Origin of the sequence: Streptomyces sp. NBC_01474 (genome assembly GCF_035918215.1) — a bacterium.
Lineage (GTDB): Bacteria > Actinomycetota > Actinomycetes > Streptomycetales > Streptomycetaceae > Streptomyces > Streptomyces aureus.
In genome coordinates this window covers 7,200,064-7,223,368 of the sequence record NZ_CP109449.1, presented here as the reverse complement: position 1 = coordinate 7,223,368, position 23,305 = coordinate 7,200,064, and the positions used below count along the sequence as shown (strand labels likewise).

Genomic DNA, 23,305 nt, shown 5'->3' with positions numbered 1-23,305 from the left:
ATCAGGCTCCTTGAGGGTGGTCGAGCAGGCGGTCGATGGCGGACTCGTCGTAGCCGAGTTCGGCGAGTATGTCCCGGCTGTGCAGGCCGAGGGTGGGCGGGGCGGTGCGCACCGCGGGGCGCTCACCGCGGAAGGTGACGGGGAACGCGACCTGCTGGAGCGGGCCCACCTCGGGGTGGTCGACCTTCTGCACCATGCCGAGCGCCTCGGTCTGCGGGCAGTCGTAGACCTCGTCGAGGGTGCGGATCGGCGCGACGGGGACGCCACGCGGCTTCAGCAGGGCGCACCAGTTGGCCACGGTGTCGTCGACGAGGACGGACTCCAGCTTGGCGTTGAGGGCCGTGCGGTGCGTGACGCGGGCGCGGTTGGTGGCGAAGCGCGGGTCGTCGGCCCACTCCGGGTGGCCGAGCGCCTCGCTCAGCTTGCGGAAGAGGCCGTCGCTGCCGACGGCGATCACGAAGTGCCCGTCGGACGCCGGGTAGGCCTGGTACGGGACGAGGCTCGGATGGCCGGAGCCGAGGCGGGTGGGGCGCTCCCCGGTGGCGAAGTAGCCGGTCGCCCAGTTGATGTGCAGGGCGAGCTGGGACTCGTACAGCGAGGTGGTGACGTACTGGCCGTGGCCCGTGCGCTCGCGTTCGACGAGTGCCGCGTTGACGCCGATGAGGCCGAAGAGGGCGGCGCCCAGGTCACCCATCGCGTAGCCGGCCTTCACGGGCGGTCCGTCGGGTTCGCCGGTCAGGGACATCAGGCCGGCCGACGCCTGGGCCACCATGTCGTAGCCGGGCTCGTCGCGCAGCGGGCCCGTGTCGCCGAACGCGGAGATGTGCAGGATGACCAACCGCGGGTAGCGCTCGCTGAGTTCGCGGTAGTCGAAGGCGCGGGCGAGCGAGCTGCCGGGGCGGAAGTTCTCCACCATCACGTCCGCGTCGGCGAGCATCCGGTGGACGGCCTCCTGTCCCCCGGGGGACTTGAGGTCGAGGGTGACGGAGCGCTTGTTGCGGTTGGCGGCCAGGTAGTAGGTCGCGTCGGGGCCGTTGAAGGGCGGGCCCCACGCGCGCGTCGGGTCGCCGCCGTCGGGGTGCTCGACCTTGATGACGTCGGCGCCGAGGTCGGCGAGCGACATGGTGACGTAGGGCCCGGCGAGGATCTTGGACAGGTCCACGACCTTCATACCGGCCAGCGGTGCGGCGGGACGGGGCTGCTCAGGCATGTGCGGCGGGCTCCTTCACAGTGTTCTCCTTCGCCGGGGTCTCCTGCGCCGGGGCGGGCGCGACCCGTCCACCCTCGGCCAGTTCGGCCAGGTGGTCCAGTGCGGCGCGGGGCGGGGTGTCCGGGTCGTCGAGGAGCGCGGTGCAGGTGCGGGCGACGAGGAGGGCGCGGCCGTTGCCGGTGGTCTCCCTCTCGTGGGCGGCCTGGTCGTACAGGAGGGTCTCCATGACGGCGCGCGTGAGTTCGTCGGCGTATCGGCCGATCCTCATCTCCTGCTCGTCGGCGGGGAGTTCGAGGAGGGCGTCACCCTTCTTGCGCAGCAGCTCCCAGCGGCCCCGCGTCTCGGCGCGGTCGCCGTACGTGTCGGCGAGGGTGCGGTGGGCCCCCTGGCGGCGCATGCAGCGCAGCACGTCGAGCGCGATGACGTTCGAGGAGCCTTCCCAGATGGAGCCGAGGTGCGCGTCGCGCACGAGCCGGGGGTTGACCCAGTCCTCGATGTAGCCGTTGCCGCCGCGGATCTCCATGGCTTCGCCGGTGACGGAGCGGGCGCGCTTGCACAGGGTGTGCTTGGCGAGCGGGGTGAGGACGCGGACGAGCTCGCGGGCCGCCCCTCCTTCACCGTCGGCGGCTCCTTCGTCGGCGGCTGTCAGGCGGGCGGCCGCCTCCAGCACGAGCGCGAGCGCCCCCTCCGTGTCGATGATCATCGGCAGGAGCGTGGCCCGCATCAGGGGCTGCTCGAAGAGCGGCTTGCCGAAGACGTGGCGTACGCGGGTGTGGTCGACGGACTCACGGACGGCCCGGCGCATCAGGGCCGTGGCGCGCATGGCGTTGGACAGCCGGGAGACGTTGAGCATCTCGGCCATCTGCCGGAATCCGTTGGTGAGTTGACCGACCGGGGTCGCGTACGCCCCTTCGAGAGTGACCTCGCCGCTCGCGATGGACTTCGAGCCGAGCTTGTCCTTGAGCCGGTCGATGCGGATCGCGTTGCGGGTGCCGTCGGGGCGCAGGCGCGGGACGAGGAACATGCCGAGACCGCGGGTGCCCTCGCCCTGGCCGGGGACGCGGGCGAGGGTGAGGATCACGTCGGCGCCCGGGTTGGACGCGAACCACTTCTTGCCGGTCAGCGTCCAGTGCGTGCCCTGGTCACAGGCGACGGTCTCCGTCAGGCCGACGTCGGTGCCGCCCTGCTTCTCCGTCATGAACATCGCGCCGGTGGCCCGCAGTCCGGGGTCGGTGGAGGAGAGCGCGGCGATCTCGGACGCGTACCGCTCGCGGTCGAACAGGCGCAGGATGCGGGCGGCCGAGTCCGTCATCGACAGGGGGCAGGCCATGCCGAACTCGGACTGCACGTAGAGGTAGGACAGGGCGTACTTGACGGTGTGCGGAACCTTGGACGGCCAGCCGTGGACGCCGGGACGGTGCGACATCGCGGCGAGCCCGAACTCCTCGTAGGCGATGGCGGCGGCGCGGTCGTGGGCCGGGTGGTACTCGATCTCGTCGACGCGTTCGCCGCCGGGGGCGTACTGGACGAGGCGGGGCGGGTTGGCGTCGGCGAGTGCGGCCTGCCGGTCGAGGTCGCCGGCCGCGAGCGCGCCGAGTTCGGTCAGGAGCGGCTCGACACGGGCGCGGTCGTCGGCGGACAGGACACGGTCGAGGAAGGGGCGCAGCGCGGGGTCGCGGTCGGCGTAGTTCATCGGGGGATCACTCCGGGTCAGGCGTGGGAGGCGGTGCGGGTGGTGACGGCGGCCGGCTCCGGCGCGGCGGCGGTACGGGCGAGCAGCGGCAGGACACCGACGAGGGTCACGAGGGTGTAGCAAAGGCCGAGCGCGACGACGGGCCAGATCGAGCCGGTGGCGTCGAGCAGGTACTGGGAGACGATCGGCGCGGTCCCGGCGAACAGCGTCGTGCAGAGCTGGTACGAGAGGGACATGCCCGTGTAGCGGACCTCGACGGGGAAGACCCGCGCGAGGATGCCGGCGAGCGCCGCGTAGTACATGGCGTGCGGGAAGGTGGCGAGGGCCATGCCGAGGACGGCCAGCCAGAAGTTGCCGGTCCCGACGAGGACGAACATCAGCGGCAGCACCACGAATTCGGGCAGCAGCATCCACAGCACGGCTTTGCGTACGGGCCACTTGCTCGCGAGGACGGCACCGAAGGGCTGCACGACGACCTGCACGACCAGCGCGAGCGAGATGACGGTCAGGAACGACGTGCGGTCGAAGCCGAGGTCGGAGGTGGCCCAGGACAGGGCGAACGTCGTCTTGACGTAGGTGATCGCGACCCCGGCCGTACCGGCGAGCACACCGAGCAGGACCAGCATCGGCGAGCGGGTCAGGACGTCCTTGATCGGCAGCTTGGACGTCTGCTTGCGCTCCAGGGCCGCGGCCATCTCGGGGGTCTCGGCGAGCCGCAGGCGGATGAACAGGCCGACGGCGACGAGCACGGCGGAGAAGAGGAACGGGACGCGCCAGCCCCAGGACTCGAAGGCGGCGTCCGGGAGCTGGGCGATGCCGAGGAAGGCGAGCGTGGCGAGGAGGTTGCCGACGGGCGAGCCCTGCTGGGCGAACGCCCCGTACAGGAACTTGCGCTTGGGCGGGGCGTACTCGGTGGCGATGAGGACGGCGCCGCCCCACTCGCCGCCCATCGCGACACCCTGGATCATGCGCAGCAGCACGAGGAGGACGGGCGCGGCGACGCCGATCCGGGCGTAGCCCGGGAGCAGCCCGACGCAGAAGGTGGCGGCGCCCATCATGGTGAGCGTGGTGACGAGGGCCTTCTTGCGGCCGTAGCGGTCGCCGAAGTGGCCGAAGATCAGGCCGCCGAGGGGGCGGGCCAGGAAGCCGACCCAGAAGGTGGCGAAGGCGGCGAGGGTACCCACGGCCGGCGAGGCCTCGGCGAAGAAGATCTTGCCGAGGACCAGAGCGGATGCGGAGCCGTAGATGTAGAAGTCGAACCACTCGATGGTGGTCCCGACGAAGGCGGTGACACCGGCGCGGCGGGCGTCACGGGCCTGGGTTGCGCTGACCCCGGGGACTGGGGCGTCGTGCTGCATGACGAGCGTCCTCTCGTAGCGGCATCCCGCTGAGGGAGGGGACGGGCCGGAGGGGGCGGGGCCACCGAGCGGCCGGGGCCCGTCCACGCTCCACACCCGGCGCTCATCGCTCCGTCGCGAGACGTGGATCACTCTGCACCCGCTCATTAGGATGTGTCCAAGACCAATACCGGGCTCCGGTCAGACGTAATCCGTCAAGATACGAGCGTCATGCGGCGGCATCGGGTGCGTCCGGGGGCGTCGGCAGGACTTCCTCCGCCACGCGCAGGACCGCCTGGAGCGGTGCCGAGCGGTTTCCGGTGCGCCAGCCGAGGGCGATGGGGAGCACCGGCACGTCGTCCCCGACCAGCGGGCGGAACACGACGTGTTCCAGATGGATGGCGCGCGCGGACGCCACGACGACCGCGAGCCCGACGCCCGCGCCGACGAGGGCGAGCATGTTGTACGAGTCCGGCGCCTCCTGCGCGATCCGCGGCGCGAACCCGGCGTCGTGGCAGGCCTGCACCATGGCCTCGCGCACGGCCGAGCCACGGGCGACGGGGAACGTCACGAACGGCTCGTGCGCCAGCTCGGCGAAGTGGACCTCGTCCTGCCGGGCGAGCGGATGACTGTCGGGCAGCGCGAGGACGAGGCGTTCCATCCGCACGACGCGCGCGGTGATCCCGCGCCGCACCGGGAGCGCCACGAACCCGACGTCGAGGGACCCGTCCGCGATCCTCCCGAGCGCCTCGCCGGTGTAGGTCTGCCCCTCCAACACCAGCTCGATACCGGGTAGTTCGGAGTTGACGGCGCGGGTGAGCAGCGGCAGCGCGGAGTAGCTGCTGGCCCCGGCGAACCCGACGGTGACCCGCCCCACCTCCCCGAGGTGCGCGGCCTGCACGGTCCTGCGCACCGCCGAGGCCTCGGCGAGCAGATGCCGGGCGGGCCCGAGCAGCGCGTGCCCGGCGGCGGTGAGCCGCACGGTCCGGGTGGTCCGGTCGAACAGCTTGACGCCCAGATCCCGCTCGAGCAGCTTGATCTGCTGGCTGAGCGGCGACTGCGCGATGTGCAGCCGCTCGGCGGCCCGCCCGAAGTGCAGTTCCTCGGCGACGGCGACGAATCCTGAGAGGTGTCTGAGCTCCACGCGGCGACGATACGGCCCATGGGCGGACCGGACGCCGGCGAGACCGGACCCGCGCGAGCCCGCTCCTCAGTCGCGAGGCAGCCCCAGGATCCGTTCCGCCACCACGTTCAGCTGCACCTGCGTCGTGCCGCCGGCGATCGTCAGGCAGCGCGACATCAGGAACCCGTGCAGGGCCCGCTCCCCCGCCCCCTCCCTCAGGGCGCCTTCGGGGCCGAGCAGCTCCAGCGCGAGTTCGGCGACCTTCTGCTGGTGCGGCGTCTGCACCAGTTTTCGTACGGACGCCCCGGGGCCGGGCTCCGCGCCGGCCACCTGTCGCATCGTCGTGCGCAGCCCGATGCAGGCCAGGGCGTGCGCCTCCGTGGCGAGCGCGCCGATCCGCGCCCGGTACGCGCCGTCGAGTGTTCCGGCGCGGGCGATCAGTGCCTCCAGGCCCGTGTCGAAGGTCAACTGGTCGGCCATGTGGACCCGTTCGTTGCCCAGCGTGTTCCGGGCGACGCGCCAGCCGTCGTCCACCTGCCCCACCACGGCGTCCTCGGGGAGGAGCACGTCGTCGAAGTACACCTCGTTGAAGAGCGAGTCCCCGGTGATCTCCTTCAGGGGCCGTACGTCGATGCCCTCGGTCCGCTTCATGTCGACGACGAAATAGGTGAGCCCCTTGTGCTTGGGAGCGTCCGGGGCGGTGCGGGCGAGCAGGATCCCGTGGTCGGCCCACTGGGCGGCGCTCGTCCACACCTTCTGCCCGTTGACGCGCCAGCGCCCGTCCTCGGTGCGCTCGGCCCTCGTCCGCAGCGAGGCCAGGTCGGAGCCGGCGCCGGGTTCGGAGAACAGCTGGCACCACAGGACGTCGCCGCGCAGGGTGGGCAGGAGGTAGCGGTCCCGCTGCCCCGGGGTGCCGTAGGCGAGGAGCGAGGGGACGACCCAGGTCCCGATGCCGAGGTCGCTGACGCGGACGCCCGCGGCGGCGAGCTCCTGCTGTACGGCGAGCTGCTGGACGGGGCCCGCGCCGAGGCCGTACGGCTCGGGCAGGTGCGGCGCCGCGTACCCGGTGGGTGCGAGGGCGCGGCGGGCGGCGCCCGGGTCGAGGCCGCGCACCCCCTCGACGGCCTCGCGGGCCCGCGCCCGGAACGCCTCCGCCTCCGCCGGCAGCTCCAGGCGCAGTTCGCGCCGCGCCCCGCCCTCCGCGAGCCGCACCGCCCGCAGCCGGTGCGCGTCCCCCGCGCCGAGCAGCTGCCGCGCGACGACGGCCCGCCGCAGATACAGATGCGCGTCGTGCTCCCAGGTGAACCCGATCCCGCCGAGGACCTGCACACAGTCCTTGGCGCAGGAGTACGCGGCATCGAGCGCGGCGCCGGCCGCAAGGGAGACGGCCAGTTCACGCGCCTCGGCGCCGGCCGCCCCTTCCTCCCTCTCCGCGCCGATCCAGCCCTCGCCCGCCGCCCGTGCGGCGTCCCACACCAGCGCGCGCGCCTGCTCGACCCGGACGAGCATGTCCGCGCACAGGTGCTTGATGCCCTGGAACTGTCCGATCGGCCGGCCGAACTGCTCCCGGACCTTCGCATACTCCGCCGCCGTGTACAGCGCCCATGCCGCGACACCGCACGCGTCGGCCGCGAGGACGACGGAGGCCAGGTCACGGACGGTGGCCGTATCGACGGCGAGGATCCGGGCGCCCGGCACCAGGGCGCCGCGGGCGGTGATCTCCGCGGTGGGGCGTGTGGGGTCGGCGCTCTCGTGGACGCGGCTCCCGAGTCCGGCGGTGCCCGTGTCGACGGCGACCCACACGGTCCCGGTCGCGGACTCGGCGGCCAGGAGGAGCAGGTCGGCGTCGCCCCCGGACAGGACGGGCGGCGCCACCCCGTCGAGGACGAGCCCGTCGGACACGGTGACGGCGGTCAGCGTTCCCGTACCGAGGGCGACGGCGCCGATGCGGTCGCCGGACGCGAGGGACGCGGCGAGGCCGGCGGCCCCCGCGTGGCGCAGGACCAGCGAGGCGGCGGCGTTGGCCGCGAAGGGGCCGGGCAGCGCGGCCCGTCCCGCCTCTTCGAGGACGACGGCGAGGTCGACGAGGTCGCCGCCGCCTCCGCCGTACTCCTCAGGGAGATGGAGGCCGAGCAGCCCCTGTCCGGCGAGTCCGTCCCAGTGGGCGGGGCGGCCCGCGGGGGCCGCGGGGGCGTCGAGCAGTTTGCGCACTTCCTCGGGCGGTACGGCGCGTGCGAGCCAGCCGCGCACGGCGTCCGACAGCTCCTCTTGCTCCTGCGTGATCGCGATGCCCATGCGGCGCACGGTAGAACACGTTCCAATCTGACGGAAGGTCAGGTAGCGGGGGAGACGTGTAATCAAAAGGTAAAGACCTTCAAGACTTCCCCTTGTACGACGCCCGTCGGAATAGTCGCCCCAGGTAACGGGTTCAGCTTGCACGTACCCGACGCGCGAAACCCGCCGCCCGCGCGACGCCTGAACTCTCTGCCTCCGGAGGCACTACGTAATGACGCAGACGACCCAACCGCCGACCGCGCAACGCGGAGTACGCGGAGTCGTCCCCGTACTCGCCTTCGCCGGTATCACCGTCGCGGTGATGCAGACGCTTCTCGTACCGGTCATCAAGGACCTCCCGGTCCTGCTCGGCACCGCCCCCTCCAACGCGACCTGGGTCCTGACCTCGACCCTCCTCGCGGGCGCCGTCGCCACCCCGATCATGGGCCGTCTCGGCGACCTCTACGGCAAGCGCCGGATGCTGCTCACCAGCCTCGCGGTCATGGTCGTCGGCTCGCTCGTCGCGGGCTTCACCAGCGATCTCATCCTGATGATCGCGGGCCGCGCCCTCCAGGGCTTCGCCATGGGCGCCATCCCCCTCGGCATCGGCCTGATGCGCGACGAGCTGCCGCGCGAGAAGCTCGGGTCCGCGATGGCCCTGATGAGCTCCTCCATCGGCGTCGGCGGCGGACTCGCGCTCCCGCTGGCGGCCCTCGTGGCCCAGCATGCCGACTGGCACGCCCTCTTCTTCGGCGCGGCGGGCCTCGGCGTCGTCGCCATCCTGCTCACTCTCTTCTTCGTCCCGGAGAGCTCGGTCAAGGCCGAGGGCAGCTTCGACGTCCTCGGTGCGATCGGCCTGTCCGCCGGGCTCGTCCTCTTCCTGCTGCCGATCACCAAGGGCAGTGACTGGGGCTGGACCGACCCGATGACGCTCGGCCTGTTCGGTGCGGCCTTCGTCGTGCTCGTGCTGTGGGGCGTCATGGAGCTGAAGCTCAAGGCCCCGCTCGTGGACCTGCGCACCACGGCCCGGCGCGAGGTGCTCCTCACCAACCTCGCCTCGATCATGGTCGGTGTCGCGTTCTACGCGATCTCGCTCGTCCTGCCGCAGCTCCTCCAGCTGCCGAAGGCGACCGGCTACGGCCTCGGCCAGTCGATGGTCGTCGCGGGCCTGTGCGTGGCGCCGCTCGGCCTCACGATGATGTTCACGGCTCCCGTGTACGCGCGCCTCTCGGCGAAGTACGGCCCGAAGATCACCCTGATCCTCGGCATGCTGATCATCGCGATCGGCTACGGCGCCGGCCTCGGCCTGATGAGCGCCGCCTGGCAGACCATCGTCATCTCGGTGGTCGTGGGCGCCGGCATCGGCCTCGCGTACTCCTCGCTGCCCGCCCTGATCATCGGCGCCGTCGACGCGTCCGAGACGGGTGCGGCCAACGGCCTCAACACCCTGATGCGGTCCATCGGCACCTCGGTGTCGAGCGCCGTGATCGGCATGGTCCTCGCCAACACGGCGAACCACGTCGGCGGCGCGGCCGTGCCCACCATGCACGGCTTCCGCATCTCGTTCCTGATCGCCACCGGCGCGGTCGCCATGGGCGTCCTGCTCGCCGTCTTCCTGCCGAAGCAGCGCCGGGCGACCAAGCCGCAGCTGCGCGCCAGCAGCGAGGAGGACGCGGCACTGGATCGCGCCGAGGAGGTCCTCGGAGGATTCCGCGGCCAGGTGCTCGACGCGGCGGGCCTGCCGGTCCACCGGGCCAAGGTCACGCTGATCGACCGGCGCGGCCGCCAGGCGGGCGCCGCGCTCACCGACCACGAGGGCCGTTACGCCCTGGAGGTCCCGGACGGCGGCTCGTACGTGCTGGCCGCCACCGCCGCCGGGCACGCGCCGCGGGCCTCCGCGGCGACGCACCACGGCGAGGACCGGCCGGTCGACGTCGACCTGGCCCTGGAGCTCATCGCGCAGGAGAGTCGAAGCGCGGCTCGCAGCTGAGCAGTTCGGAGACATCGGAGCCGACCGGCAGCTCCTTCGGGGACGCGTCGCGGGTGAAGAGGCGGGCAGCACGCTCGCCCTGAACCGCGGCGCGTTCGCCGTTCACCCGCAGCCAGGACCCCTCACGCAGGCCGAGCACAGGCACGTCGTTCTCCTCGAGGAACTCGGTGAGGCGCTCCTCGCGGGTCTCGCCCTTGTGCGTGGAGGCCGGGTCCGGGTCCAGGTAGTGCGGGTTGATCTGGAAGGGGACGAGGCCGAGCGCCTCGAACGACGGGGGCTGCACGATCGGCATGTCGTTGCTCGTGCGCAGGCTGGGCGCCGCCATGTTCGTGCCGGCGCTCGCGCCCATGTAGGGCAGGCCACCGCCGACCGCCTTGATCAGGGCGTCGCGCAGGCCGGTGCGGTAGAGCGCGCTCAGCAGCCGGAAGGAGTTGCCGCCCCCGATGAACACGGCGTCGGCGTCGGCGAGTTCGGCCACCGGGTCGCCGCCCTCGTGCACACCGCGCACGCCGATCCCGGCGCCTTCGAGCGCGCCCCGCACCCGGTCCGTGTACGTGTCGTGGTCCGCGAGGGCGTACGGCACGAACGCGAGGCGGGCCTTCGGGGGCAGGAAGCCGGTGACGGTGTCCAGGGCGTGTGCGAGGTAACCGCGGCCGTACTGGGTGGAGTTGGAGAGCAGCAGCAGGTTCAAGGGAGTGACTCCTCAGGGGTGGTTCGGCACTTCAGGCTGGACGACTTCGGGACTGGACGACTTCAGGACTGGAGGGCTTCAGCACTGCGGGGCGCGCGGCTTGCGCGTGCGCTGCGGGGGATGGGTGAGCCGCTTCTCCAGCAGGCTCGCCGCCTTGCGCAGGGCGTCGAGCCGGCCCTCGGGCCCGTCGGCGAAGCGCTCCTTGGCAGCGCCGAGGCTGAGGCTGCCGTAGGGCTCGCGGCCCAGGAAGACCGGCACGGCGACCGTCGCGATCCCGGCGTCGTACTCGCCGACCGTCCAGGCGTAACCCTGGGCGCGCACCTGCACCAGCTCCCGCTCCAGCTCGTCCGGGTCGGTGACCGTGCGGTCGGTGAAGCGGGCCATGGGGCGGCCGCGGAAGAGCCGGTGGCGCTGCTCGTCGGGCAGGAACGCGTAGAACGACTTACTGGTGGCTCCGGCGTGCGCCGGATACAGCTCGCCGACCAGCGGGTAGTAGCGCAGCGGCCCCGACTCGCCCTCGACGGCCGCGACGCAGCGCATGTGGAAGCTGTCCGGCAGACAGAACAGGACGGTGTCGCCGGTCGCCCGGCCCAGCTCCTCTAGGACGGGCGCGGCGAGCAGTTCGAGTGAGCCCGAGCGCTCCCACATCCGGCCGAGCCGCAGCACGGCGGGGCCTATCCGGTAGCGGCGCGTCGCCGGGTCGGAGACCAGGAAGCCGCGTCCGGCGAGCGTGGACAGGAGCCGCTGCGCCACCGAGGTGTCCCAGCCGAACTCCGCGGCGATCTCGGTCACGCCCCAGTCCGGCCGCGTCCGCTCGAAGGCGAGCAGCACGAGCAGGGCCCGGTCGACCGTCTGCAGCGCGCCGGTGGGCGTCCTGCGGTCCAGCGGGATCTCACTCATCGCCACACCCTTCGGGAAAGATCTGCGCATCTCAGCATTCAGACCTGAATTGCAGATAACGGGAAACAGTTGCCGACAACGCTAACCGATCCCGAATCTGCTGTCAGCACCACCCGACCTGGAGTGAGTGTCGGGAGCGAGAGAGGCCGCCCAATGCTGAAGTACGTCCTTGACATCGTCGAACTCCTCGACGACCCGAACGCCGACGGCAAACGCGCCGTGGAGTACCTCGACTCGGTCGCGGGCCCGCAGGGCTCCGGCGCCCAGGTCACCACCGTCACCGGCGAGCGTGGCTCGACCGACTTCGTACTGGTACGGATCCCAGGCAGCACGGGACGTACGAGCGGCGGCCCGTCCCGCACGCTCGGCGTGGTCGGCCGCCTCGGCGGCGTAGGCGCCCGGCCCGAGATGACGGGCCTGGTCTCCGACGCGGACGGCGCCGCCGCCGCGCTCGCCACCGCGGCCAAGCTGCTCGACATGCGCCGCAAGGGGGATGTGCTGCCGGGTGACGTCATCGTCGCCACGCACATCTGCCCGGACGCGCCGACCGCGCCCCACGACCCGGTCCCCTTCATGGACTCCCCGGTCGACATCGCCACGATGAACCGGCACGAGGTCACCGGCGAGATGGAGGCCGTGCTCTCCATCGACACCACCAAGGGCAACCGGATCATCAACCACAAGGGCCTGGCCCTGTCCCCCACCGTCAAGGAGGGATGGGTGCTGCGGGTCAGCGAGGCGCTCGGCGAGCTCCTCGCGGTCGTCACGGGTGAGCCCTTGGTCACATACCCGGTGACCACCCAGGACATCACGCCGTACGGTAACGGTGCACATCACATCAATTCGATCCTCCAGCCGGCCACGGCGACCCCCGCTCCGGTCGTCGGCCTCGCGGTCACCTCGGCCGCCGCGGTCCCCGGCTGCCAGACCGGCGCCAGCCATGAGGCCGACATCGCCAGTGCCGCACGCTTCGCCGTCGAGACGGCCAAGGCGTACGGGGGCGGCCGCCTCGACTTCCACGACGAGGCGGAGTTCGACAACCTCGTGAGCCGCTACGGCTCCCTGTCCCACCTTCAGACGCTCGGCCGTGAGAGCCGTGAGCCCCGGGAGTCCTCATGACCGCCACCACAGCAGAGAAGCCGGGCAAGAACCTGGGCAGCGACGACTACTCGCTCTCCCGCGTCCCGCGCGACCAGCGCCTCGGCTTCTGGACGATGCTGCTCCAGTGGCTCGCCCAGTCGGGATCCATCTCGCAGTTCACGCTGGGCGCCACCATCGGCGTCGGCATGACCTTCGGGAACGCGTTCCTCGCCTTCACGCTCGGCGCGGTCATCCTCGAAGTGGTGATCTTCGCGATCGGCCTGGCCGGCATGCGCGAGGGCCTCGCGACCCCGATGCTGACCCGCTGGATCGGCTTCGGCCGCAACGGCTCCGCGCTGGTCAGCTTCGTCATCGCCGTCAGCCTCGTCGGCTGGTTCGGCGTGCAGAACACGATCTTCGGCAACAGCGTGTCCGCGCTCGTCGGCGGCCCGTCGTGGGTGTGGTGCGTGGCCGCGGGCCTCGCCATCACGGTCCTGGTCATCTTCGGCTTCCGCTACATGGCGCTCTTCGCGAAGATCGTCACGCCGCTGTTCTTCGCCCTGGTCGCCTGGTCGGTCACGAACGCCCTGATGGACCACTCCATCGGCGACCTGATCAGCTCGCCGGCGCCGGGGCAGACGATCCCGCTCGCCGTCGCGGCCACCGCCATCGCGGGCGGGTACATGACCGGCGCGATCGTCTCCCCCGAGATGACCCGCTACAACCGCAAGGGCTCGCACGTCTTCCTGCAGAGCGCCTCGTCGATGATCCTCTCCGAGTACATCGTCGGCCTCACGGGCGTGCTGCTCGGCCGCCTGGTGAAGTCCAGCGAGGTGTCGCACATCGTGCTCTCCACCTCGGGCGCCTTCGGTGTGATCGTGGTCCTGATGTCCACCGCGAAGATCAACGACTGGAACCTGTACGGCTCCTCGCTCGGCGTCGTCAACTTCTTCCAGGTCGTCTTCGGCAAGCGCCTGCACCGCGGCGCCGTCACCGTCGCGCTCGGCCTCGCGGGCACCCTGCTCTCGGCCGTCGGCATCATGACCCACTTCACCGAGTTCCTGTCCGTGCTCGGCGTCGCCATCCCGCCCATCGGCGGCATCATCGTGGCCGAGTACTGGGTCGTACGGCGCATGCGCAAGCCGCTCGACGAGACCCGCGAGTCCGGGACACTGCCCACGTCGTCGCCGACCTGGGTGCCCCTGTCGATCGTGATCTGGATCGCGGCCTTCTGCGTCGGCAAGTACGTGACCGTCGGCATCCCGGCGCTCAACTCGCTCGCCACCGCCTTCCTCCTGTACTCCGTCCTCGGCCTCCTCGGCCTCGTGCGGCCGTACGGCACCTCCACCCTGGACGACGAGGACACCCTCCCCGCCGCCCCCGAAGCGACCCCCGTGGGAGCGGCATGAACACCCCCAGCGCCCTGACCCCCGCATCCGAGGAGGCCCAGGCCGAGGTCGTCGGACTGTGCGCGGAGCTGATCCGCTTCGACACGTCCAACCCGACGAGCGACGAGCGCGCCTGCGCCGACTGGGTCGTGGCCCGCCTCGCCGAGGCCGGCATCGACTCGACCCTCGTCGAGAGCGCGCCGGGCCGGGCGAACGTCATCGCCCGCATCCCCGGCGCGGACAACACCCGCGGCGCCCTCCTCGTGCACGGCCACCTCGACGTCGTGCCCGCCGACGCCGCCGAGTGGCAGGTGCCGCCCTTCTCCGGCGAGATCCGCGACGGCTACCTGTGGGGCCGCGGCGCGATCGACATGAAGGACACGGTGGCCGTGATGCTGGCCACCGCCCGCCACTTCGCCCGCACCGGCACCCGCCCCTCGCGGGAGATCGTCCTCGCGTTCCTCGCCGACGAGGAGGCGGGCGGCAAGTTCGGCGCGCACTGGCTCGTCGAGCACCACCCGGAGCTCTTCGCGGGCGTCACCGAGGCGATCGGCGAGGGCGGCGGATTCTCGTACGCGCTCGACGACACACAGCGCATCTACCCGATCGAGAACGCCCAGCGCGGCATGGCCTGGATGGAGCTCACGGCGACGGGCCGGGCCGGCCACGGCTCGTCCCCCAACGACGAAAACGCGGTCACCGACCTCTCCGAGTCCCTCACCCGCATCGGCCGCCACACGTTCCCGATCCGCCTCATCGAACCCGTACGGGCGCTGCTGGCCGAGGCCGCCGAACTCAAGGGCGTGAAGATCGACTTCGAGGCCGACGACCTCGACGCCGAACTCGCCAAGCTGGGACCGGTCGCCGACTTCATGCAGGTGGTGCTCCGCAACTCCGCGAACCCCACCATGTTCACCGCCGGCTACCAGACGAACGTCATCCCCGGTAAGGCCACCGCCCGCGTCGACGGCCGCTTCCTGCCCGGCCACGAGCAGGAACTCGTCGACACCATCGACGAGTTGCTCCTGCCCTCCGTGCGGCGCGAGTGGGTCAACCACGACATCGCCATGGAGACGACGTTCGACGGCCCGCTCGTCGACGCCATGTGCGAGGCCGTGCGCGCCGAGGACCCCGACGGCCATCCGGTCCCGTACTGCAACCCGGGCGGCACCGACGCCAAGGCCTTCACCAAGCTGGACATCCGCTGCTTCGGCTTCAAGGGCCTCAAGCTGCCGCACGACCTGGACTACGGCCGCCTCTTCCACGGCGTCGACGAGCGCGTCCCGCTGGAGGGCCTGCGGTTCGGCGTCCGCGTCATGACCCGCCTCTGGCAGAGCTGCTGACCCGCGGCTCCCCCGATCGCCCCTGACCCGGGCTCACCCCCCGTACGCCCCCGCCGCACCCAGCGACGGGGGCGTACGGCAGCATGGGCGGCCTCATGCACATGCCTAGGACAGGGGAACCCATGAGCGCGGCGCCCAAGCCGGAGATCCTCGCCGCCTTCGAGGCCGCCAAGGGGTTCATGCCTCTCGGCGAAGGGCTGGCGCTCTACGCGGCCGCCGCCGAGGCCGCCGCGCTCGGGCTTCCGCTCCTGGAGGTCGGCACGTACTGCGGACGCTCCACGATCCTGCTCGCCGACGCGGCCCGCCAGGCCGGCGTGAGCGCGCTCACCGTGGACCACCACCGCGGCAGCGAGGAGCAGCAGCCGGGCTGGGACTACCACGACCCGGAGACCGTCGACCCGGTCGTCGGCCGCATGGACACCCTCCCCACGTTCCGGCGCACGCTGCACGCGGCCGGCCTGGAGGACCACGTCGTCGCCCTGGTGGGCCGCTCCCCGCAGGTCGCCGCCGTCTGGGGCGGCCCGCTCGGCCTCGTCTTCATCGACGGCGGCCACACCGACGAGCACGCCACAGCCGACTACGAAGGCTGGGCCCCGCACGTCGCCGAGGGCGGTCTGCTCCTCATCCACGACGTGTTCCCGGTCAAGATCGACGAGTGGACGGGCCAGGCCCCGTACCGCGTCTACCTCCGGGCACTGGAGTCCGGCGCGTTCACAGAGGTCTCGGCGACGGAATCCCTGCGCGTCCTGCGCCGAACGGGCACCGGGATCTGAAGAAGGACCGTTAGGCTCATCCACGTGTCATACGTAGGTCCGGACAGCGACGGTTACTTCGACGGCGACGGGGACGGCCCCCGGCGGCCGCGCCGGTTCAGCGGCGGTCCGCTGACCGTGGCGCTCGCCGCGCTCGTGCCCACGGCTCTCGCCGGGTGGCTGATCTGGCAGGTGGTGGGCGGCCCGGGCGAGAACGAGCCCGCGAAGACACTGCCCGCCGCGAGCCAGTCGTCGACGGCGGGGGCGGACACGACGTCCCCCTCCCCGTCGAAGTCCGACGACGGCAAGAAGGGCGACGGGTCGCCGAGCGCCACCCCGTCGAAGCCGAAGTCGAAGCCGCCCGCCTCCTCCTCGAAGCCCGCCGGATCCGGCCCCCTCAAGGGCAAGGTCGTCGTCATCGACCCGGGTCACAATCCGGGCAACTTCCGGCACGCCACGGAGATCAACCGGCTCGTCGACATCGGGACGAACCGCAAGGAATGCGATACGACGGGCACGTCGACCAACGCCGGTTACACCGAGGCCCAGTTCACCCTCGACGTCTCGCGCCGGCTGCGCACCCTGCTCCAACAGCAGGGCGCCACCGTCGAGTTGACCCAGAACGGCGACCGCTCCTGGGGCCCGTGCGTGGACGAGCGCGCCCGGATCGGCAACAAGGCGCACGCGGACGCGGTGATCTCCGTGCACGCCGACGGCTCCGCGGCGGGCAACCGCGGCTTCCATGTGATCCTTCCCGCATCCGTGCACTCCGGTTCCGCCAACACCACGGCGATCGCGGGCCCCTCGCGCGACCTCGGCGAACGCGTCGCGGGCAACTTCCTGCGCGCCACGGGCTCGGCCCCCTCGAACTACATCGGCGGCGGCACCGGCCTCGACGTGCGCAAGGACCTGGGAGGCCTCAACCTCTCCGCCGTGCCGAAGGTGTTCATCGAGTGCGGCAACATGCGCGACGCGAAGGACGCGGCCCTGCTGACGAGCGGCGCGTGGCGGCAGAAGGCGGCGCAGGGGATGTCTGACGGAATCGTGAGTTTCCTGCGCGGGTAGTTCTCACCCTGCGGATCGCGGCAGACACCCCCACCGCGCGGACGATAGTGTCTCTCTACGATGGGGCCACCCCCGCGCTTCGCACGGCACAGCAGCGACAGCGACGCCTCCGCCGACGACCGGACGACTGACGAAGGACCTGAAGTGAATATCCGCTCCCTCACTCGAGGCGACGGCGTGGTGATCGGAGCAGCGGTGTTGCTGTTCATCGCCTCGTTCCTCGACATCTATTCGATCGACGGGATCTCCAGCAGCGCAGACCTCCCGAACGCGTGGGGGAGCGCACCGCTCCTGTTCAGCGTCTTCCTCGCGGGCATCTTCGCCGCGGTGCTGATCGTCGTCGCCCGGGGGCTGCCCACCGTGCCGAAGGTCGCCGGTCTCGACCTCGGCCAGTTCGGCATCGCGCTCGCCGTCTTCTCGGCGTGGAGCGCGCTCGGGAACATCTTCGACCCGGCCGGTGGCTTCAACAACAGCGGCCAGGGCTCGGGCGGCTTCGGCGCCGGTACCGGCGTGATCCTCGCCCTGATCGCGACCCTCGCGCTCGCGGGTGCCGCTGTCGCCACGCCGCTCGTCCCCGCGCTGAAGGGTGCCCTCATCGGCGCCCCGCGGCCGCAGGCCCCGCAGCCGTACGGCGCGCAGCCCGCCGGTGGCTACGGCTACCCGGGTGCCCAGCAGCCGGGCCAGCCCTACGGCGCCCAGCCCGGCCAGCCGGGTCAGCCCTACGGTGCCGCCCAGCCGCAGCAGCAGGCGGCGCCCGCGCCGCAGGCCGCGCAGGCCCCGGCCGGCGACTTCTCGCCGTTCTGGTTCGCGGTGCCGGTGCCGCGTCCGCTGTACGCCGAGGACGGCTCCCCGACGCCGATCGCTGAGCTGGCGCCCGGCACGTGGTACCTGGCCGTCGAGCAGCGCGGACCCGGCCTGGTGGCCCAGACGCAGGACGGCCGTCGAGGCGTCCTCCAGGACACGACGGGGATCCAGCGCGGCTGACGTCGCCCGGCCTTTCCCTCACGGCCCCTCACCCGTCTTCCGGGTGGGGGGCCGTTGTCGTACAGTCGCCCCCGTACCACGAACTGACACCGCGTCAGGAATGGGAGCGGCCATGCGACTCGGACTCGCGCTCGGCTACTGGGGCCGCGGCCCCGATCCGCGCCACCTCGAACTCGCCCAGGAGGCCGAGCGGTTGGGGTACGACTCGGTGTGGACCGCCGAGTCCTGGGGCAGCGACGCGTTCACGCCGCTGACGTGGATCGCGGCGCACACCTCCCGCATCCGCCTGGGCACGGCGATCGCACAGATGGCGGCCCGCTCCCCCACGACGACCGCGATGCACGCGCTCACCCTCGACCATCTGTCCGGCGGCCGCATGATGCTGGGGCTCGGCCTGTCGGGGCCGCAGGTCGTGGAGGGCTGGTACGGACGGCCGTTCCCGAGGTCGCCGCTCACGGCGACCCGCGAGTACGTCGACGTGGTGCGGCAGGTCCTGCGGCGCGAGGGCCCGGTCGAGACGGACGGCCGCTTCCACGCGCACCCGTATCGCGGCGAGGACGCCACCGGCCTCGGCAAGCCGCTGAAGCCGATCACGCATCCCCTGCGCGCCGACCTGCCGGTCCTGCTCGGCGCCGAGGGCCCGAAGAACATCGCGCAGACGACCCGCATCGCGGACGGCTGGCTCCCGCTGTACTGGTCGCCGACGCGCACGGACGCGTACGAGGCCTCCCTCACCGACCTCCCCGAGGACTTCGTGATCGCGCCCATGGCCCGCGTCACGGTCTGCGACGACGTCGCCGAGGGGCTGCTGCCGGTGAAGGCGATGCTGGGCTTCTACATCGGCGGCATGGGCCACGCGAAGCGCAACTTCCACGCGGACCTGATGGCGCGCATGGGGTACGCGGACGAGGCCCGCCGGGTCCAGGAGCTCTTCCTCGCGGGACGGCGCGAGGAGGCCGTGCTGGCCGTGCCGGACGCCTTCGCCGACGAGATCTCGCTGGTCGGCCCGCGCGGGCGCATCGCCGAACGTCTTGAGCTGTGGCGCAAGGGCCCGGTCACCGACCTGCTCGCCCTGGCCCCGGACCCGCACACACTGCGGGTCCTGGCCGAGCTCAACTCCTAGTCGAAAAGGCTCAGTTGGCAGGGCGTTCAAAGACAGGCACTACGACCCCGAGGACAGTTCCTTGGCCGACGGCACCTTGTCCTTCACCTCGGCGCCCGCGCTCTTGCCCGCGTCCTTCACCGAGTTGATGACGTCGTCGAAGGAGTTGACGGCGGCACCGTCGCCCTTGCGCAGCTTGGACGGCAGGTCCTTCAGCTTGTCGATGCCCACGGCGAGCGGCGCGACGGCCTTGGACAGGAGCGGGTCACCCTTCGCGTTCTTCACGGCCGCCTTCAGCCTGTTGTACGCGAACGCGCCCGCGACACCGGCCTTGACTAGGGCGAGCTTGCGCCCGCCGGCGCCCTTCTTGAACTTGCCCTTGCGGTACGGCTTGATGATCCACTGATAGGTCGCGCCGGCTGCGAGCCCCGCGTTGGCGACGAAGCGCGTCTTGGCGAACTTCTGCTTCTCGGCGGAGGTGGTGGCGGTCGGCTCCGCCACAGCCGCGGCCACGGTGCTGCCCGACTTCTTGGCCTTGGTGTCGTTGCCGCCGCACGCCGTCCCGCCCACGAGGAGCGCGGAGCTGACGATGAGCGCCACGACAGCACGGCGTATGGGCAGGGTGGAACCGGTCACGACAAACCTCCAGGGCACGGTGCCTCTTCTCCCTGGCAGCGTCCCCCGGCCCCTACGACTGCGCGACCCGGGCGAGCCCGTACGGGTTTCACCCGCCGTGGAGCGGTAACCAGTGCTTCATGTCTCCCAGCCAAGCAACGCGAGGCTCCAACCAAGCCGCGACGATCGTCATGGTCGTCGCAGACATCCTGGCCGCCATCCTCGGCCTGTGGATCCTGATGTACCTGCTGGAAGCCAACCGCGGCAACGATCTCGTGCAGTTCATCCACGACGCGGCCCGCTGGCTCGCCGGCTGGTCGCACGACCTGTTCACGTTCGACGACGAATGGGCGCGGGTGGTCGCCGGCTACGGCCTGGCGGCGGTGGTGTACCTGTTCGTCGGGCACTTCGTCGCCGGCCGGCTGCGCCGCTACTGAGCGGGGCTCTCCTCGCAGCAATCCGGTTCGAAGCCCGCCGGGAGGCGGCCGCCGAACACCGAGCAGGTGGCCTCGTCGCCGCCGAGCGCGGCGACGGCGAGCAGCACCGAACCGGCCGTCCACGCGGTCAGTTCCCTCGGCCAGACGGCCCGGTCGTCGAAGACGTAGCCGGTCCAGTACAGGCCCGACTCCGGGTCGCGCAGGTGCTGGATCGACTGGAGGATCTCCAGAGCGCGGTCGGACTCGCCCACCGCCCACAGGGCGAGGGCGAGTTCGGCGCTCTCGCCGCCGGTGACCCACGGGTTGGGGACGACGCAGCGCACGCCGAGTCCGGGGACGACGAAGCGGTCCCAGGACGCCTGGATGCGCTCCTGGGCCTCTGAGCCGATGAGGGCGCCGCCGAGGACGGGGTAGTACCAGTCCATCGAGTAGCGGTCCTTGTCGAGGAACCGCTCGGGGTGGCGGCGGATCGCGTGCCGCAGGCTGCCGGCCGCCAACTCCCAGTCGGGCTGGGGCTCTTCGCGCTGTTCGGCGATCGCGAGGGCGCACCGCAGCGCGTGGTGCACGGACGAACTGCCGGTCAGGAGCGCCTCGTCGACGGGTGTCCCGTCCGGCTCGCGCTTCCAGCCGATCTGCCCGCCCGGCTGCTGGAGCCGCAGCACGAACTCCATGGCCGCGTACACGGTGGGCCATATCCGGTCGAGGAAGGCGTCGTCGCCGGTGGAGAGGTAGTGGTGCCAGGCGCCCACGGCGACATAGGCGACGAAGTTGGTCTCGCGGCCGTGGTCGGTGACGTCACCGGCGTCCCCGTCGGCGTAGGCCGCGTACCAGGAGCCGTCCTCGTTCTGATGGCGGGCGAGCCAGGTGTAGGCGCGTTCGGCGGCGTCGTGCTCGCCGGCCGCGTCGAGGGCCATGGCGGCCTCGGTGTGGTCCCACGGGTCGAGGTGGTGGCCACGGAACCAGGGTATGGCGCCGTCCTCGCGCTGCACGGCGAGGAGCCCGCGGACGGTCGCTGCGGCCTGCTCGGCGGTCAGTACGCCGGGCAGGACGAGTTGTTCGGTCTTCTCCGGGCTCGTCACGCCTCGGCCTTGGGCAGGTGCGGCTTGGTGGCGTAGGCGACGAAGCTCTTGCCGACGACCGGGTTGAGCAGCTGCTCGGTGACGCGGGTGAGCGCCGGCTTCTTCATGATGTCCCAGACCAGGAGCTTGTGGTACGCCCGCACGGGCAGCGCCTTGTCGTTGTCGACGCCGAAGGCGCACTTGAGCCACCAGTACGGCGAGTGCAGGGCGTGCGCGTGATGGGTGCCGTACGGCTTGAGGCCCGCCTCGCGCATCTTGGCGAGGAGTTCGTCCGCCTTGTAGATGCGGATGTGGCCGCCCTCGACCTCGTGGTAGGCGTCGCTGAGGGTCCAGCAGACCTTCTCGGGGCCGTAGCGGGGCACGGTCACGGCGATGCGGCCGCCCGGCTTGAGCACGCGGACCATCTCGGCGAGCACGCCCTTGTCGTCGGGGATGTGCTCCATCACCTCGGAGATGATCACGACGTCGAACGAGGCGTCCGGGAAGGGGAGGTTGAGGGCGTCGCCCTCCATGGCGGTGGCCGTGGCGCCCGCGGGGGCTTCACCGGCCTCCTTCATCGCGGCGAACCACTTGGCGACCTCGCGGATCTCCTCGCCGTTCTGGTCGAGGGCGACCACCTGGGCCCCGCGCCGGTAGCACTCGAACGCGTGCCGCCCGGCTCCGCAGCCGAGGTCGAGGACGCGGTCGCCTGCGGCGAGCGGGAAGCGGGTGAAGTCGACGGTCAGCACGTGGCCCTGCTTTCGCGGTCGGATCCTGCACGTTCGAGGGGGGTGGTGGCCGCGGCGCCGATGGTCCGGACCGCCGGGCGGGCGATGGACTCGCGGTAGAGCTCGGCGGTGCCGAGCGCCGCGCGGGCCCAGGTGAAGTTCCTCAGTACGCGCTCGCGTCCGGCGGCGCCGAGCCGCGCCCGAAGCCGCGGGTCGTCCAGGAGTCTGCTGAGCGCGGCGGCCAGCGCGCCCGCGTCGCCGGTGGGCACCGCGAGGCAGGTTTCGCCGTCGGGCCCGGCGACCTCGGGGATCGCTCCGCCGGTGGTGGCGACCAGGGGGGTGCCGGTGGCCATGGCCTCCGCCGCGGGCAGCGAGAAGCCCTCGTACAGGGAGGGCACGCAGGCGACCTCCGCCGACCGTACGAGGTCGACGAGTTCGGCGTCGGTGATGCCCTTCACGAAGGAGACGGCGCCTTCGAGGCCGTACTTCTCGATGGCCGCGGCGACGGGCCCGTCCTCGGCGCGCTTGCCCACGACGACGAGGTGGGCGGCCGGGTTCTCGGTGCGGACCTTGGCGAGGGCCTCGACGAGGAAGACGAGCCCCTTGAGGGGGACGTCGGCGCTGGACGTCGTCACGATGCGGCCGGGCACCTCGGCGACCGAGGGGTCCGGCGAGAAGAGGTCGGTGTCGGCGCCGATGTGCACGACGCTGATCCGGTCCTGGCGTACGCCGAGGTGGTCGACGATCTCCTGGCGCGAGGTCCCGGAGACGGTGAGCACGGACGGCAGGCGGCGGGCGACGCGCTTCTGCATCCGCGTGAACGCGTACCAGCGGCGTACGGAGGCGCGCCGCTTCCAGTCGGGCGCCGCGTCGATCTCCAGCTGCCGGTCGACGGTGATGGGGTGGTGGATCGTGGTGACGAGGGGGGCGCCGAGCGCGGCGTGCCCGCCCAACAGGCCGTAGCCCAGGGTCTGGTTGTCGTGCACGATGTCGAACTCGCCGCGCCGTGCCCGCAGATGGCGCCGGGCGCGCAGCGAGAAGGTGAGGGGTTCGGGGAAGCCGCCGGTCCACATGGTGCCGACCTCGAGCGCGTCCACCCAGTCGCGGTACTCGTCGCGCTTGGGGGTGCGGAACGGGTCGGGGCTGCGGTACAGGTCGAGGCTGGGCAGCTCGGTGAGCCTGAGCCCCTTCAGGTCCTCGCCCTCGTCGAGGACGGGGTAGGGCTGGGAGCCTATGACCTCGACCTGGTGCCCGAGCCGCGCGAGTTCGCGGGACAGATGGCGTACATAGACGCCCTGTCCGCCGCAGAACGGGTTCCCCTTGTACGTAAGGAGAGCGATACGCAACGGACGGTCACCGTCGGCGGAGGAACCGGCCCGGGGGCCCGCCTCCATGGCCTCAGCGGTCACTCCTGGCCCCCTTCTCGCGGCACGTTCACGCGAGACTACGCGTGGGCGGTAATCTAGAACAAGTTTCAGAGTTGCCGGCTCTTTGATCCTTCAAGGAGCACAGAATCTACCGGCAGGTAGCCTCGC

General features: G+C 71.7%; 20 protein-coding genes. 9 read left to right on the top strand and 11 right to left on the bottom strand.

Annotated features, from left to right (window positions below; all coding sequences use genetic code 11):
• Window position 1: 1 nt before the first annotated feature.
• From OG758_RS32905 to OG758_RS32885, 5 genes are all read right to left on the bottom strand, one after another.
• A complete protein-coding gene (locus OG758_RS32905) occupies window positions 2-1,210 on the bottom strand; it encodes a CaiB/BaiF CoA transferase family protein (RefSeq protein WP_326713245.1) in 1,209 nt (402 codons plus the stop codon).
• Complete coding sequence (locus OG758_RS32900) at window positions 1,203-2,903, bottom strand: acyl-CoA dehydrogenase family protein (protein ID WP_326713244.1); 1,701 nt, start codon at window positions 2,901-2,903, stop codon at window positions 1,203-1,205. The genes OG758_RS32905 and OG758_RS32900 overlap by 8 nt, the downstream gene beginning before the upstream one ends.
• A 17-nt stretch (window positions 2,904-2,920) precedes the next feature.
• A complete protein-coding gene (locus OG758_RS32895; protein WP_326713243.1) occupies window positions 2,921-4,261 on the bottom strand; it encodes an MFS transporter in 1,341 nt (446 codons plus the stop codon).
• Between the two features lie 208 nt (window positions 4,262-4,469).
• Window positions 4,470-5,384, bottom strand: a complete 915-nt coding sequence (locus OG758_RS32890) for a LysR family transcriptional regulator (RefSeq protein ID WP_116502345.1) — start codon at window positions 5,382-5,384, stop codon at window positions 4,470-4,472.
• 66 nt (window positions 5,385-5,450) lie between these two features.
• Window positions 5,451-7,658: an acyl-CoA dehydrogenase gene (locus OG758_RS32885; RefSeq protein WP_326713242.1), complete on the bottom strand. Its 2,208-nt coding sequence runs from the start codon at window positions 7,656-7,658 to the stop codon at window positions 5,451-5,453.
• 211 nt (window positions 7,659-7,869) lie between these two features.
• Here OG758_RS32885 and OG758_RS32880 point away from each other — a divergent pair, with 211 nt between their 5' ends.
• Window positions 7,870-9,627 (top strand): MFS transporter, encoded by a 1,758-nt coding sequence (locus OG758_RS32880; RefSeq protein ID WP_326713241.1) that lies wholly within the window; start codon window positions 7,870-7,872, stop codon window positions 9,625-9,627.
• Here OG758_RS32880 and pepE read toward each other — a convergent pair.
• Together pepE and OG758_RS32870 are read right to left on the bottom strand one after the other, a co-directional pair.
• Entirely contained in the window at window positions 9,590-10,318 is a 729-nt protein-coding gene (gene pepE, locus OG758_RS32875) for a dipeptidase PepE (RefSeq protein WP_326713240.1), read from the bottom strand. The genes OG758_RS32880 and pepE overlap by 38 nt on opposite strands.
• A gap of 78 nt (window positions 10,319-10,396) precedes the next feature.
• Window positions 10,397-11,218, bottom strand: coding sequence for an IclR family transcriptional regulator (locus tag OG758_RS32870; RefSeq protein ID WP_326713239.1), 822 nt, complete (start codon window positions 11,216-11,218; stop codon window positions 10,397-10,399).
• Between the two features lie 153 nt (window positions 11,219-11,371).
• Between OG758_RS32870 and OG758_RS32865 the strand changes: the two genes are divergently transcribed.
• From OG758_RS32865 to OG758_RS32835, 7 genes are all read left to right on the top strand, one after another.
• Window positions 11,372-12,337: a DUF1177 domain-containing protein gene (locus OG758_RS32865; protein WP_326713238.1), complete on the top strand. Its 966-nt coding sequence runs from the start codon at window positions 11,372-11,374 to the stop codon at window positions 12,335-12,337.
• A complete protein-coding gene (locus OG758_RS32860) occupies window positions 12,334-13,707 on the top strand; it encodes a cytosine permease (RefSeq protein ID WP_326713237.1) in 1,374 nt (457 codons plus the stop codon). The genes OG758_RS32865 and OG758_RS32860 overlap by 4 nt, the downstream gene beginning before the upstream one ends.
• Window positions 13,704-15,029 (top strand): M20/M25/M40 family metallo-hydrolase, encoded by a 1,326-nt coding sequence (locus OG758_RS32855; protein WP_326713236.1) that lies wholly within the window; start codon window positions 13,704-13,706, stop codon window positions 15,027-15,029. Before OG758_RS32860 ends, OG758_RS32855 begins: the two co-directional genes overlap by 4 nt.
• Before the next feature lie 122 nt (window positions 15,030-15,151).
• Window positions 15,152-15,802, top strand: a complete 651-nt coding sequence (locus tag OG758_RS32850) for a class I SAM-dependent methyltransferase (RefSeq protein WP_326713235.1) — start codon at window positions 15,152-15,154, stop codon at window positions 15,800-15,802.
• Between the two features lie 24 nt (window positions 15,803-15,826).
• Window positions 15,827-16,846, top strand: a complete 1,020-nt coding sequence (locus OG758_RS32845; RefSeq protein WP_326713234.1) for an N-acetylmuramoyl-L-alanine amidase — start codon at window positions 15,827-15,829, stop codon at window positions 16,844-16,846.
• A gap of 144 nt (window positions 16,847-16,990) precedes the next feature.
• Window positions 16,991-17,830 carry a hypothetical protein gene (locus OG758_RS32840; protein WP_326713233.1) on the top strand — a complete coding sequence of 280 codons (840 nt, stop codon included), beginning with the start codon at window positions 16,991-16,993 and terminating at the stop codon, window positions 17,828-17,830.
• Between the two features lie 112 nt (window positions 17,831-17,942).
• Window positions 17,943-18,953 (top strand): LLM class F420-dependent oxidoreductase, encoded by a 1,011-nt coding sequence (locus OG758_RS32835; RefSeq protein ID WP_326713232.1) that lies wholly within the window; start codon window positions 17,943-17,945, stop codon window positions 18,951-18,953.
• 39 nt (window positions 18,954-18,992) lie between these two features.
• On the opposite strand, the gene OG758_RS32830 is transcribed toward OG758_RS32835, so the two are convergent.
• Window positions 18,993-19,568 (bottom strand): hypothetical protein, encoded by a 576-nt coding sequence (locus OG758_RS32830; RefSeq protein WP_326713231.1) that lies wholly within the window; start codon window positions 19,566-19,568, stop codon window positions 18,993-18,995.
• A 119-nt stretch (window positions 19,569-19,687) separates the two neighbouring features.
• Between OG758_RS32830 and OG758_RS32825 the strand changes: the two genes are divergently transcribed.
• Window positions 19,688-19,984, top strand: coding sequence for a hypothetical protein (locus tag OG758_RS32825; RefSeq protein WP_326713230.1), 297 nt, complete (start codon window positions 19,688-19,690; stop codon window positions 19,982-19,984).
• Here OG758_RS32825 and OG758_RS32820 read toward each other — a convergent pair.
• From OG758_RS32820 to OG758_RS32810, 3 genes are read right to left on the bottom strand one after another with little or no spacing between them, the layout of a single operon-like run.
• Window positions 19,978-21,063: a prenyltransferase/squalene oxidase repeat-containing protein gene (locus OG758_RS32820; protein ID WP_326713229.1), complete on the bottom strand. Its 1,086-nt coding sequence runs from the start codon at window positions 21,061-21,063 to the stop codon at window positions 19,978-19,980. The two genes, OG758_RS32825 and OG758_RS32820, sit on opposite strands and share 7 nt — an antisense overlap.
• Window positions 21,060-21,791, bottom strand: a complete 732-nt coding sequence (locus tag OG758_RS32815) for a class I SAM-dependent methyltransferase (protein ID WP_266564762.1) — start codon at window positions 21,789-21,791, stop codon at window positions 21,060-21,062. Before OG758_RS32815 ends, OG758_RS32820 begins: the two co-directional genes overlap by 4 nt.
• Complete coding sequence (locus OG758_RS32810) at window positions 21,785-23,179, bottom strand: glycosyltransferase family 4 protein (RefSeq protein WP_326713228.1); 1,395 nt, start codon at window positions 23,177-23,179, stop codon at window positions 21,785-21,787. Before OG758_RS32810 ends, OG758_RS32815 begins: the two co-directional genes overlap by 7 nt.
• Window positions 23,180-23,305 lie beyond the last annotated feature (126 nt).